This is a genomic window from Polaromonas potterensis, from assembly GCF_033446725.1.
GTDB lineage: Bacteria > Pseudomonadota > Gammaproteobacteria > Burkholderiales > Burkholderiaceae_C > Polaromonas.
This window is the reverse complement of the sequence record NZ_JAWQLX010000004.1, coordinates 73,950-87,158: the sequence shown is the minus strand read 5'-3', so window position 1 is coordinate 87,158 and position 13,209 is coordinate 73,950. Positions and strand designations below refer to the sequence as shown.

Genomic DNA, 13,209 nt, shown 5'->3' with positions numbered 1-13,209 from the left:
ATGACACTGACCCTGGAACAACTGAACACCGCCGCCCTTCCCGAGGCCACGGCCTGGCTGGACGGCCTGTATGAACACTCTCCCTGGATCGCCGCCGCCGCCCTGGTGCAACGGCCGTTCCGCTCGCTGCCGCAGCTCAAACACCTGATGGCGCGTCTGGTTCATGACGCCGGCCGCGAAGCCCAGCTCGCGCTGATCTGCGCCCACCCCGAACTCGCCGGCAAAGCCATGGTCGACAACACCTTGACGACGGAGTCGACGAATGAGCAAAACAAGGCGGGCCTGACCCATTGCTCGGCTGAAGAGTTGGTCAAGCTCCAGGCGCTCAACACCAGCTACAAGGCCAAATTCGGTTTTCCCTTCATTCTGGCGGTGCGTGGCCCGCGCGGCGCCGGTCTGTCCAAGCAAGAAATCATTGCCACCTTTGAGCGGCGCCTGGCCAACCACCCTGACTTTGAACTGGCAGAAGCCCTGCGCAACATCTACCGCATCGTGGAGCTCAGACTCAACGACAAGTTCGGCATGGAGCCGCACCTGGGCAACCAGGTCTGGGACTGGCAGGAAAAACTCAGCGCCTTCAGCGACCCGGGTTACCTGGAAAAAGGCCAGCTCACGGTGACCTACCTGACCGATGCACACCGTGCCGCCGCCCAGCAGATTAAGCAGACCATGCAGGACAGCGGCTTTGATGAGGTGTTCATCGACGCGGTCGGTAACGTGGTTGGGCGTTACAAAGCGGCGCAGCCCGGCGCCAAAATCCTGATGACCGGCTCGCATTACGACACCGTGCGCAACGGCGGAAAATACGACGGCCGGCTTGGTTTTTTCACGCCTATCGCCTGTGTGGCTGAACTTTCGCGCCAGAAAAAACGCCTACCTTTCGACTTTGAAGTGATTGCTTTTGCCGAAGAAGAAGGCCAGCGTTACAAGGCGACCTTTCTGGGCTCTGGCGCCTTGATCGGCCAGTTCAACCCCGTCTGGCTGGACCAGAAAGATACCGACGGCGTGAGCATGCGCGAAGCCATGCAACACGCCGGCCTGCCGGCCACGCTGGAGGCCATTGGCCAGTTGCAGCGCAAGCCGGCCGATTACCTCGGTTTTGTCGAGGTCCACATCGAACAAGGACCCGTGCTCAACGAACTCGACATCCCACTCGGCATCGTGACCTCGATCAATGGCGGTGTGCGTTATATGTGTGAAGTCACGGGCATGGCCAGCCATGCCGGCACCACACCCATGGACCGGCGCCGCGATGCCGCCGTGGCCGTGGCGGAACTCGCACTGTATGTGGAACAACGCGCAGCGCGTGATGGCGACTCGGTTGGCACCATCGGCATCTGGACCGTGCCCGGCGGCTCCATTAACGTGGTGCCGGGGCGCTGCCAGTTCACGCTGGATTTGCGCGCGCCCACCAATTCGCAGCGTGATGCCCTGGTCCAGGATGTGCTGGCCGAACTCGCCGCCATCTGCGAACGCCGCGGTGTTTACCACACGGCCGAGGAAACCATGCGTGCGGCCGCCGCACCCAGCGCCCCCGGCTGGCAGCAATATTGGGAAAACGCGGTCGATAGCCTGGGGGTTCCGCTCTACCGCATGCCCAGCGGCGCCGGCCACGACGCGATGAAACTCCATGAAGTGATGCCGCAAGCCATGTTGTTTGTTCGCGGCCAGAATTCGGGCATCAGCCACAACCCGCTGGAAAGCACCACCAGCGACGACATCGAACTCGCGGTTCAGGCTTTCCAGCACCTCCTGAACCAACTCGCGGAAACAATCCATGACTGATCACGACAAGCTTGACGCCTGGGTGGACGCCCACTTCGACGAGGAAGTGCGCTTCCTGCAGGAACTGATTCGTGTCCCGACACCCACCCCGCCCGGCAACAACGCGCCGCATGCCGAACGCACGGCCGAACTGCTCAAGGCCTTCGGCTTTGAAGCGGAAAAACACAAGGTCCCACCGGTTGAGGTCAAAGCCTACGGCCTGGAGTCCCTGACCAACCTGATCGTGCGCCGCCCTTATGGCGAAGGCAAAACCATCGCGCTCAACGCCCACGGCGACGTGGTGCCCCCCGGTGAAGGTTGGACCCAGGACCCGTTTGGCGGCAAGGTCGAAGACGGCAAGATCTACGGCCGTGCAGCCGCGGTCAGCAAGTCGGATTTTGCAACCTTCACCTTTGCGGTGCGGGCGCTTGAGTCGCTGGGTGTGCCGCTATACGGCAAGGTGGAATTACATTTCACCTACGACGAAGAGTTCGGCGGCGAGATGGGGCCGGGCTGGCTGCTCAAGCACAAACTCACCCAACCCGACCTGTTGATCGCCGCGGGTTTCAGCTACGAGGTGGTCACCGCCCACAACGGTTGCCTGCAAATGGCCGTGACCGTGCACGGCAAGATGGCGCATGCCGCCATTCCCGACACCGGCGTTGACGCCCTGCAGGCGGCGGTGCACATCCTCAATGCGCTGTATGCACAAAATGTGCTGTACCAGGACATCACGTCCGAGGTCGAAGGCATCAACCACCCTTACCTGAACGTTGGTCGCATCGAAGGCGGCACCAACACCAACGTGGTGCCGGGCAAGGTGAGCTTCCAGCTCGACCGCCGCATGATTCCGGAAGAAAAACCGGCGGAAGTCGAACGCGAAATCCGCAAGGTGATTGCCGATGCTGCCAAGGAATGCCCTGGCGTTCGCGTCGAGATCAAACGCCTGCTGCTGGCCAATGCGCTCAAGCCCCAGCCCGGCAACCAGCCGCTGGTCGATGCCATCCAGAAACACGGTGAGGCCGTGTTCGGCGAACCGATCCCGGCCATGGGCACACCGCTGTACACCGATGTGCGCCTGTATGCCGAAGCCGGTATCCCGGGCGTGATTTACGGCGCCGGGCCACGCACGGTGCTGGAGTCCAACGCCAAACGCGCCGACGAACACCTGGTCCTGGAAGACTTGCGCCGCGCCACCAAGGTGGTCGCACGCACACTGCTTGAACTGCTGGGCCAGGCGCCCAGCGTTCAGTAAAGCGGCTCGCCCCGGTTTGTCATCCCGGACTTGATCCGGGATCCATCGTGGCGTGACGCAGGTTTGCAGGTCAGCGCGGCATGGATTGCGGGCCAGGCCCGCAATGACAGCCCATCAACCTGTCATGCCGGACTCGAGGAGCCTGCCCCGGACCTGATCCGGGGCACCCACGGCTCATTGACCAGCAGGTGGACTGCCCGCCCCATTTTCCGCCACGGGCGACCAGGCTGCCATTACCCTCATCACAGTCAAAACTGACACAACCGAAGGTCAAGCAAACCCCGGGTTTTCCGCGATACAGGGCCTCCACTGAATTGTATACAGTTTGGTGCACATTAACGTGCACAACAGGAGACACCCATGACTTCTTCGGTTCACCCGGTCGACGAAAGACTGCCCGCCGGCAAACTCACAGCGCTTGGTCTGCAACATGTGCTGGTGATGTATGCCGGTGCCGTGGCCGTGCCGCTGATCGTCGGCCGCGCCCTGAAGCTCAGCCCCGAGCAGGTGGCCATGCTGATCTCGGCCGACCTGTTTTGCTGCGGGATCGTGACCTTGATCCAGGCACTGGGCGCCACCCAATGGTTCGGCATTCGTCTGCCGGTGATGATGGGCGTGACCTTTGCATCGGTGGCACCCATGGTCGCCATGGCCAATGCCAATCCGGGCGCGCCAGGCGCCCAGCTTATTTTTGGCGCCATCATCGGTGCCGGCGTGATCTCCATCCTGATCGCACCCATGGTCAGCCGCATGTTGCGCTTCTTCCCGCCGGTGGTCACGGGCACCATCATCGCGGTCATCGGCATCAGCCTCATGCGCATCGGTATCAACTGGATTTTCGGCAACCCGGTGGGTCCAACCGCACCCAGCATCGTTGATCCAGCCCATCTCAAATGGCTGGCCGACGTCACCTCGCCTGGCTCCGCATTACCAAACATACCCAAAGGCTTGAGCATTTCGCCCACCGTGCCGAATCCGAAGTACGCCGACCTGACCGGCGTGGGCATCGCCGCCCTGGTGCTGGTGTCCATCCTGCTGATCGCCAAATACGCCAAAGGCTTTATCGCCAACATCTCGGTCTTGCTGGGCATTGTGGTGGGGGCGGTAGCGGCCGCGGCGCTGGGGCTCATGAACTTCGACAAGGTCGGCAAGGCCGCCTGGGTGGATGTGGTGTTGCCCTTTCAGTTCGGCCTGCCGGTGTTTGACCCGATTCTGATCCTGACCATGACGCTGGTGATGATTGTCGTGATGATCGAATCCACCGGCATGTTTCTGGCGCTTGGCGAAATGACGGATCGCAAGGTCGGCCAGCCCGATCTGGCACGTGGCCTGCGCACCGACGGCCTGGGCACGCTGATAGGCGGCATCTTCAACACCTTCCCCTACACCAGCTTTTCCCAAAACGTCGGACTGGTCGCGGTGACCGGCGTGCGCAGCCGTTTTGTCTGCGTGGCCGGCGGCATCATCCTGATTGTGCTGGGCGTGCTGCCCAAGATGGCGGCGCTGATCGAGTCGCTGCCCACCGTGGTGCTGGGCGGCGCCGGCCTGGTGATGTTCGGCATGGTGGCAGCCACCGGCATTCGTATCCTTGCGGGTGTGGACTTCAAGACCAACCGCTTCAATGCCTTGATCGTGGCGATTTCCATAGGCATAGGCATGATCCCGCTGATCGCCCCCAACTTCAAACAATGGATGCCGCATGGCCTGCACCCGCTGATCGAGTCGGGCATTCTGCTCGCGTCGATCAGCGCGGTGGCTCTCAATCTGTTTTTCAACGGTGCGAAGGAAGACACGGTAGCTGCCATCCAGGCGGCCCGGCAGGCCGAGGCCCATTGAAGCCGCCACGCACCAACGGCAAGCTCGGTTTGTCGAATAAGGTGCGGATTCAGGCCTTGGGCAAGGTTTCCCACCAACGTTCGCCAAACCGCCCCTGCAGGTAAGCGACAAAGGCCTGGACCTTGCCGGACACCCGTTTGGGCGAGGGGAACACGGCATGGATTTCCTGCTCGGGCAGGCTGTAGCCCTTGAGCACTTCCAGCACATGGCCGGAGGCCAAGGAATCGGCCGCGACGTAACGCGGCATGGCGGCAATCCCCAGACCGCCGCGCGCAGCTGCCAAGACGGCCGACAAATTATTGGAGCGCAGACGGCCCGCCACCGGCACGGTCACCGGCTCACCTTTGGGCGAAAGCAGCCGCCAGACATCGTCGCCCAGCACGCTGCTGTAAATCAGCGCGGCATGGCTGCTCAGATCCTTGGGCTTTTTCGGCGTGCCCTGTTTCTTCAGGTAACGCGGCGCCGCAACCATCACCCAGGGGTTCATGCCCAGATAACGCGCGCCTAGCGTTGAGTCGGCCAGTTTTCCCATACGTACGGCCAGGTCCAGGCCTTGCGAAACCAGGTCGGTGTAGCGGTCCTCGAAGCTCAAGTCCAGCTGCACCTGCGGGTGTTGCTGCATGAAGTCCAGCGCCAGCGGCACGATGACACGCCGCCCAAACGCCACCGAGGTGCCAATGCGCAACATGCCCTGAGCCTGGCTCTGGCCCAGCCGCACGATGTTGTCGGCCTCCTCGGTTTCACGCACGATGATCTTGCACTTTTCGTAATACAAAGCGCCCGATTCCGTCAGGCTGACGCCGCGGGTGTTGCGGTTGAGCAACCGCACGTTCAGGCGCTCCTCGGTGGCCGCGATCTGCTTGGAGACCGTGGGCTGCGTGGTGGCGAACTCCCGCGCGGCTTTCGAGAAGCTGCCGGTTTCCACCACCCGAACAAACATGTGCATGACCTGTAAGCGATCCATGCGCCGATGATAGTCACTTATTCCATGGGGGAATAGGTTTTATGGTCCTGCCCCGTCTTCTGCAATACCACCCGCCTGCCTACAGTCAACCCATCTACAGGAGATGACATGGCAAAAATGACAGCCGCCCAGGCCGCAGTTTGGGTGATGGAAAAAGAGGGTGTGACGCAGGCATTCGGCATTCCCGGTGCAGCCATCAACCCGCTGTATTCGGCGTTGCGCAAGCAGGGCACGATCAGCCATATCCTGGCCCGCCACGTGGAAGGCGCATCACACATGGCCGAGGGTTACACCCGTGCTGCAGCCGGCAACATCGGTGTGTGTATAGGCACGTCGGGACCGGCCGGCACCGACATGATCACCGGCCTGTATTCGGCGCAGGCCGACTCGATTCCGATTTTATGCATCACCGGTCAGGCGCCCCGCGCACGTCTGCACAAGGAAGACTTTCAGGCGGTGGACATCGAGTCCATTTCCAAACCCGTGACCAAATGGTCGGTCACGGTGCGCGAACCCGCCCTGGTGCCACGCGTGTTCCAGCAGGCCTTTCATGTGATGCGCTCGGGCCGGCCAGGCCCTGTGCTGATCGACCTGCCCTTCGACGTGCAGATGGGCGAGATCGAATTCGACATTGACACCTATTCGCCGCTGCCGGTGTACAAACCCGCTGCAACACGCGCCCAGATCGAAAAAGCGCTGACCATGCTCAACGCCGCTGAAAAACCGCTGATCGTGGCTGGTGGCGGCATCATCAACGCCGACGCCTCCGAGCTGCTGGTGCAGTTTGCCGAGATCACCGGTATCCCAGTCATCCCGACCCTCATGGGCTGGGGCTGCATTCCGGACAGCCACCCGCTGATGGCCGGCATGTGCGGCCTGCAAACCAGCCACCGTTACGGCAACGCCACCCTGCTGGCCTCGGACTTCGTGATCGGCATCGGCAATCGCTGGGCGAATCGCCACACCGGCTCGGTCGATGTTTATACCAAGGGCCGAAAGTTTGTCCACGTGGACATCGAGCCGACACAAATTGGCCGCGTTTTTTCGCCTGACTTCGGCATTGTGTCGGATGCCAAGGCCGCGCTGGAACTGTTCGTGCAGGTGGCCACGGAATGGGCTGAGAAAGGCAAGTTGAAAGACCGCGGCGAGTGGGCCTCCGCCTGCCGTTACCGCAAAGGCACCCTGCTGCGCAAGACCAACTACGACAGTGTGCCCATGAAGCCGCAACGTGTGTACCAATGCATGACCCGCGCTTTTGGCGAAGACGTCTGTTACATCAGCACCATAGGCCTGTCGCAGATCGCCGGCGCGCAGTTTTTGCATGTCTACAAGCCGCGCCACTGGATCAATTGCGGCCAGGCCGGCCCCCTGGGCTGGACCATCCCGGCGGCACTCGGCGTGCGTGCCGCCGATCCGACCCGCAAGATCGTGGCGCTGTCGGGCGACTACGACTTCCAGTTCATGATTGAAGAGCTGGCCGTGGGCGCGCAATTCAAACTGCCCTACATCCACATGGTGGTGAACAACTCCTACCTGGGCCTGATTCGCCAGGCGCAACGCGGTTTCGAGATGGACTACTGCGTACAACTGGGTTTTGACAACATCAACACCGAGCAGGATGAACCGGTCCGGGCCTATGGCGTGGACCACCTCAAAGTCGTCGAAGGCCTGGGCTGCAAGGCTATTCGTGTGCACCGGCAGGAAGAACTGGCCCCAGCCATCCAGCAGGCCGAAGCCTGGATGAAGGAGTTCCAGGTGCCGGTGGTGATCGAAGTGATCCTGGAGCGTGTGACCAACATCGCCATGGGCACTGAAATCGACAACATCACCGAGTTCGAAGACCTGGCCACCAGCCGCGACGATGCGCCCACCGCCGTGGCCGCCATGCTTGACTAGGAAAAATTGATGCCAAAATTTGCCGCCAACCTCAGCATGCTTTTTACCGAGCTTCCCTTCATGGAGCGTTTCAAAGCAGCTCGCGCCGCCGGCTTTGAGGCCGTGGAATACCTGTTCCCCTATGACTACAGCAAGGAAAGTCTCAGTGCCGCTTTGAAAGTCAACGGATTAAAGCAGGTGTTGCACAACCTGCCCGCCGGTGACTGGGCCGCCGGTGAACGTGGCATTGCCTGCCACTCCGAACGGGTGGCCGAGTTCCGCGAAGGCGTGTCCCGCGCCATTGACTACGCCAAAACCCTGGCTTGCCCGCAACTCAATTGCCTGGCCGGCAAGGTGCCATCGGGGGTGAGCAGGGAGCAAGCCCACGCCACCCTGGTGGCCAACCTGCGGTTTGCCGCATCCGCGCTGGAAGCAGCGGGCATCCGGCTGCTGATCGAGCCTATCAACAGTTTCGACATTCCCGGATTTTTCCTCACACGCACCGACCAGGCCCTGGCCATCCTGGACGAAGTGGGTTCCTCCAACCTCTTCCTGCAATACGACATCTACCACGCACAACGCATGGAGGGCGAGCTGGCCAGCACCATAACCAAACACCTGACACGGATCGCCCACATCCAGCTGGCTGACAACCCGGGGCGCCACGAGCCGGGAACCGGTGAGATCAACTACGCCTGGCTGTTCAAACACATCGATGCCGCTGGCTATCGCGGCTGGATAGGCTGCGAATACAAACCCAAAACAAACACCTCCGAAGGGTTGGGCTGGATGGCCGGGGTATCGGCATGACAAAGTCCGGACTCAAACTCGGCTTCATCGGACTGGGCGTCATGGGTGTGCCCATGGCCGGCCATCTGCTCCAGGCCGGCCACATCTTGTTCCTGCACACGCGCAGCAAGGTCGCGGCACACCTGGTCGACAACGGCGCCACCCTGTGCACCACGGCCCAGGGCGTGGCCGAACGCGCCGACATCATCTTCCTGATGCTGCCCGACACGCCCGATGTGGAGAAGGTGTTATTCGGCGAGAACGGTGTCGCGAAAGGACTCAAAGGCTTGGAGAACGCCCCTGCAGACCGACGCAAAACGGTGGTCGACTGCAGCTCCATCGATCCTATTGCCACCAAGGCCTTTGCCGAAAAAATCAAGGCGCTGGGCTGTGACTACCTGGATGCGCCGGTGTCGGGCGGTGAAGTGGGCGCCAAGGCGGGCAGCCTGACCATCATGGTCGGTGCCGAGGAAAGTACGTTTCAACGTATCAAGCCGCTGTTCGAGCTGATGGGCAAGAACATCACCCGGGTGGGCGGCATAGGCGACGGACAAATCTGCAAGGTGGCGAACCAGATCATCGTGGCCCTGAACATTGCCGCCGTAGGGGAAGCGCTGGTCTTTGCATCCAAAGCCGGCGCCGATCCGGCCCGGGTGCGCGCTGCGCTGATGGGTGGTTTTGCGTCCTCGCGCATTCTTGAGGTGCACGGCGAACGCATGATCAAACGTAGCTTCCAGCCGGGCTTTCGGATGGCATTGCACCAAAAGGATTTGAACCTGGCACTGCAAAGCGCACGCAGTCTGGGCGTGGCCTTGCCGCAGACCGCCATGGCGGCGCAGCTGATGCAGTCATGTGTAGCACTGGGTCATGGTCAGGCCGATCATTCGGCCCTGGTCAAGGCGCTGGAAGCCATGGCCAGTCACCCGGTGGCGCCGGACTAGAGTCCCAAGGCCTGCAGGGCGATACGGCCCTGCTTGATTTTCAGACGCATCAGGCCGCGCGAGTGATCATTAACAGCGTGGTGACCCTTACATTTCACGTGGGATTGCCCGGCACCGAAATGAAGGCACACGCCTGCAAAGAAGGTCGTATTGGCCATCCGATTCATCCCTCATCACCGGCTTGTCATGGTGGATGAAAGCGCTGGCGCTCGCCAAGCCACCCAGGTTCGCCCCATTTCGGGGGTATTCACGGAGGCCGTCTGCCCGATTTTTCACCGGATTTGCCCCAGAATAAGGCTCGCAAATGACGCCGCCAGAAAGGCCGGGCATCGTTTTTGCTTAGCAGGACCAGCTAACAATTTTCTATCTGGAGCACCCATGACAAAACGAGTTTTCATCAAGACCCTGGTCGCACTGGCAGGCGCCGTCGCCGTTTGCGGCAGTGCCTACGCACAAAACACACCCATCAAATTTCAGCTGGACTGGCGTTTTGAAGGCCCGGCCGCGCTGTTTGTCACGCCGGCCGCCAAGGGTTATTTCAAGGACGCCAAACTCGACGTCACGATTGATGCCGGCAACGGTTCGGGCGGTGCCGTCACACGTGTGGCCTCGGGCAGCTACGACATGGGTTTTGCCGATCTCGCCGCACTGATGGAGTTTCATGCCAACAACCCGGACGCCGCCAACAAGCCGGTCGCCGTGATGATGGTCTACAACAACACGCCGGCCTCGGTGATGGTGTTGAAAAAATCCGGCATCAAAACCGTGGCCGACCTCAGCGGCAAAAAATTCGGCGCCCCGGTGTTCGACGCCGGCCGCCGCGCTTTCCCGATTTTTGCCAAGGCCAACAACATCACGAATGTGCAATGGACCGCCATGGACCCTCCCCTGCGCGAAACCATGCTGGCCCGCGGTGACGTCGATGCCATCACCGGTTTCACCTTCACCTCGCTGCTCAACATCGAAGCCCGCGGCGTGAAAACCGCCGACATCGTGGTCCTGCCCTATGCCGACAACGGCGTGAAGCTGTACGGCAACGTGATCATCGCCACGCCGAAACTGATCAAGGAAAATCCGGCCGCGATCCGCGCCTTCCTGCAGGCCTTCACCAAGGGTGTGAAAGATGTGATTGCCAATCCCGCTGCCGCCATTGTCGACGTGAAAGCCAGGGACGGCATCATCGACACCAAGCTGGAAACACGCCGCCTGCAACTGGCCATTGACACCGTGATCAACAGCCCGGATGCACGCGCCGAAGGTTTCGGCCAGGTCAAGGGCCCGCGCCTGACCTTGATGGCGTCGCAAGTGTCCGACGCTTTCAACACCAAGACCCGCGTCAACGCCGACGCCGTGTGGAATGGTTCTTTCCTGCCCAGCGCCGCAGAACTGAACGTGTTGCCCGCCGCGAAGAGATAAGCCACTCACCGCGCGCCGGCCTCACGGTACCAGCGCGCGGCAGACCCGGGCAGGGCCAGCTTGTTCAAGAGACAGGCTGGCCTTTGCCTTGCGCACATCAGGACAAGCAAAAAAACAATGCAAGAAAACCCAGAAGCCCATTTTGTTGACTTTCGCGATGTCTGGCTGGCCTACAACGACGAGTTGCTCGCACAAAACCACTTCGCGGTCGAAGCCATCGACCTGAAGGTCCGCGAAGGTGAATTCATCGCCATCGTCGGGCCCTCGGGTTGCGGTAAATCAACCTTCATGAAACTCACGACCGGGCTGAAAATGCCGTCGAGAGGCCGCATCCTGATCGACGGCCAGCCGGTCACGGGCCCGCTGAAAATTTCGGGCATGGCCTTCCAGGCGCCCTCCTTGTTGCCCTGGCGGACCACGGTGGACAACGTGTTGTTGCCACTGGAAATCGTCGAGCCCTTTCGCGGCCAGCTCAAGTCCAGACGCAAGGAGTTCGAAGAACGCGCGCGCCGGCTGCTGCAAAAAGTCGGCCTGGGCGGTTATGAGGACAAGTTCCCCTGGCAGTTATCGGGCGGCATGCAGCAGCGTGTGAGTATTTGCCGCGCGCTGATCCACGAGCCCAAAATGCTGTTGCTCGACGAACCTTTCGGCGCGCTGGACGCCTTCACGCGTGAAGAGTTGTGGTGCATTCTGCGCGACCTCTGGAACGAGCAGAAATTCAACGTCATCCTGGTCACGCACGATTTGCGCGAGTCGGTGTTCCTGGCCGACACGGTCTATGTCATGAGCAAAAGCCCCGGGCGTTTTGTGGTGCGCAAGGAAATTGACCTTCCGCGCCCGCGCGACCTGGAGATCACCTACACCCAGGCCTTCGGTGACATCGTCCATGAACTGCGCAGCCACATCGGTGCGATACGTACGGTAGGCACACCCGCGCCCGCCCTGGAGGCCAAGTGATGCCCATGACAAAAAAACAGATTGAACGCTGGTCCCCGTTTGTGTTGCTACTGGTCATCGTGACCTTGTGGCAACTGGTGTGTTCGGTGTTCCAGATCGAGGAATACATCTTCCCGTCGCCTTTGAAAATTGCCGAGTCCATGGCCGAGTTTTCCGGTCCGATCGCGCAAGCGGCCTGGAAAACCTTCTGGGTCACCATGGTCGGTTTCGGCCTGTCCATCGTGGTCGGTGTGATGTTGGGTTTTCTCGTCGGCTCCTCGCGCCTGGCGTATGCCGCGGTCTACCCGCTGCTGGTGGCCTTCAACGCCGTGCCCAAGGCGGCGATTGTGCCCATCCTGATCGTCTGGTTCGGCATCGGTGTCGGGCCCGGTATCCTGACGGCTTTCCTGATTTCGTTTTTCCCGATCACGGTCAACATGGCCACCGGGCTGGCGACCCTGGAGCCCGAACTCGAAGACGTGTTGCGCGTGTTGGGCGCGAAACGCTGGGATGTGTTGATCAAAGTCGGCCTGCCGCGCTCCATGCCCTACTTCTACGGCTCGCTCAAGATTGCGATCACGCTGGCCTTTGTCGGCACGGTGCTGGCCGAAATGACCGCCGGCGATTCCGGTATCGGTTACCTGATGCTCAGCGCCGGGTCCCAGCAACGCATGGCGCTGGCGTTTGCCGGCCTGGTGGTGATTGGTGCGATGGCCATGATCATGTACGAACTCTTCAGCTACATCGAAAAACACACCACCGCCTGGGCGCACCGCGGCACACAGGGCGACTAAACCTCGCGTTAGATGGTCAACCGGCGCTGCAGAAGCAAAAAGGCCGATTTCTTATAAGAAATCGGCCTTCAGCCCTTATTCCACGGGCGCAAGAAGCTACCAAATCAATAGCAGCCGGATGCCGCCCAGCGCTTGCCCCTAGAGAAAACGCTCCAGCAGACGCCGCGAGCCGCGGTCCAGCGCGCCCATGTCTTTCACGCTGAAATGCACGCCGTGGCCGGCGGCGATCAGCAGCGACTGGCGGCTCAGGCGGCGGATATCTTCCTCGCCCTTGAGTACAAAAGATGTCAGGCCGCGGTCGGTTTCCACGGTCCAGGTGCTGGGGGTGCCAAAGCTGGAGACACTCTGGAGCCGCGTGATTTCAGGCACAAAATCGCGCAGCGCCAGTTCTTCCTCGAGCAGGCCGCGCAGCGCCGGCGGCAAGCCGTCCAGCCGCTCCAGCCAGACCAGCTCATGGCCTTCGCTGCCCACCAGGGAGATGCCTTCATCGGGCGCGGCAATCGGAAAAGCCCGCACCGGCACCACGCCCGGGTGTTGCACCCCCTCGCTGTCCGTCAGCAGCAGCCGGCCCGAGGCCTGGCGCGCCAGTTGGAAAACCGGGGGCGCCTTGTTTGTCGTTTCAGTGGAAGTCATGCGGCG

Annotated in this window: 11 protein-coding genes; 9 read left to right on the top strand and 2 right to left on the bottom strand. The window is 61.4% G+C overall.

The annotated features are described in order from the left end of the window. The 3 genes from uraD to R6254_RS09195 all read left to right on the top strand — a co-directional run bounded on the left by uraD (nucleotide 1) and on the right by R6254_RS09195 (nucleotide 4,855). The gene (uraD, locus tag R6254_RS09205) at nucleotides 1-1,785 is read left to right on the top strand and encodes a 2-oxo-4-hydroxy-4-carboxy-5-ureidoimidazoline decarboxylase (RefSeq protein WP_318406229.1); all 1,785 of its coding nucleotides are present in this window, start codon (nucleotides 1-3) and stop codon (nucleotides 1,783-1,785) included. After that, nucleotides 1,778-3,019, top strand: a complete 1,242-nt coding sequence (locus R6254_RS09200) for a M20 family metallopeptidase (protein ID WP_318406228.1) — start codon at nucleotides 1,778-1,780, stop codon at nucleotides 3,017-3,019. Before uraD ends, R6254_RS09200 begins: the two co-directional genes overlap by 8 nt. A gap of 360 nt (nucleotides 3,020-3,379) precedes the next feature. Further along, the gene (locus tag R6254_RS09195) at nucleotides 3,380-4,855 is read left to right on the top strand and encodes a nucleobase:cation symporter-2 family protein (protein ID WP_318406227.1); all 1,476 of its coding nucleotides are present in this window, start codon (nucleotides 3,380-3,382) and stop codon (nucleotides 4,853-4,855) included. A 49-nt stretch (nucleotides 4,856-4,904) separates the two neighbouring features. Here R6254_RS09195 and R6254_RS09190 read toward each other — a convergent pair whose 3' ends face one another. Beyond that, nucleotides 4,905-5,819 carry a LysR family transcriptional regulator gene (locus R6254_RS09190; protein ID WP_318406225.1) on the bottom strand — a complete coding sequence of 305 codons (915 nt, stop codon included), beginning with the start codon at nucleotides 5,817-5,819 and terminating at the stop codon, nucleotides 4,905-4,907. Between the two features lie 108 nt (nucleotides 5,820-5,927). Here R6254_RS09190 and gcl point away from each other — a divergent pair, with 108 nt between their 5' ends. From gcl to R6254_RS09160, 6 genes are all read left to right on the top strand, one after another. Beyond that, on the top strand, nucleotides 5,928-7,715 hold the full coding sequence (gene gcl, locus R6254_RS09185; protein ID WP_318406224.1) for a glyoxylate carboligase: 1,788 nt from the start codon (nucleotides 5,928-5,930) through the stop codon (nucleotides 7,713-7,715). A gap of 9 nt (nucleotides 7,716-7,724) precedes the next feature. Continuing rightward, nucleotides 7,725-8,504: a hydroxypyruvate isomerase gene (hyi, locus tag R6254_RS09180; protein WP_318406222.1), complete on the top strand. Its 780-nt coding sequence runs from the start codon at nucleotides 7,725-7,727 to the stop codon at nucleotides 8,502-8,504. Next, nucleotides 8,501-9,424: a 2-hydroxy-3-oxopropionate reductase gene (locus tag R6254_RS09175; RefSeq protein ID WP_318406221.1), complete on the top strand. Its 924-nt coding sequence runs from the start codon at nucleotides 8,501-8,503 to the stop codon at nucleotides 9,422-9,424. The genes hyi and R6254_RS09175 overlap by 4 nt, the downstream gene beginning before the upstream one ends. Nucleotides 9,425-9,802: 378 nt before the next feature. Continuing rightward, entirely contained in the window at nucleotides 9,803-10,840 is a 1,038-nt protein-coding gene (locus tag R6254_RS09170) for an ABC transporter substrate-binding protein (RefSeq protein ID WP_318406219.1), read from the top strand. Nucleotides 10,841-10,957: 117 nt separating this feature from the next. Further along, a complete protein-coding gene (locus R6254_RS09165; RefSeq protein ID WP_318406218.1) occupies nucleotides 10,958-11,797 on the top strand; it encodes an ABC transporter ATP-binding protein in 840 nt (279 codons plus the stop codon). Between the two features lie 5 nt (nucleotides 11,798-11,802). Beyond that, the gene (locus R6254_RS09160; RefSeq protein ID WP_318406217.1) at nucleotides 11,803-12,570 is read left to right on the top strand and encodes an ABC transporter permease; all 768 of its coding nucleotides are present in this window, start codon (nucleotides 11,803-11,805) and stop codon (nucleotides 12,568-12,570) included. A 138-nt stretch (nucleotides 12,571-12,708) separates the two neighbouring features. On the opposite strand, the gene R6254_RS09155 is transcribed toward R6254_RS09160, so the two are convergent. Next, nucleotides 12,709-13,203 (bottom strand): cyanophycin metabolism-associated DUF1854 family protein, encoded by a 495-nt coding sequence (locus R6254_RS09155; protein WP_318406215.1) that lies wholly within the window; start codon nucleotides 13,201-13,203, stop codon nucleotides 12,709-12,711. Between the last annotated feature and the right edge of the window lie 6 nt (nucleotides 13,204-13,209).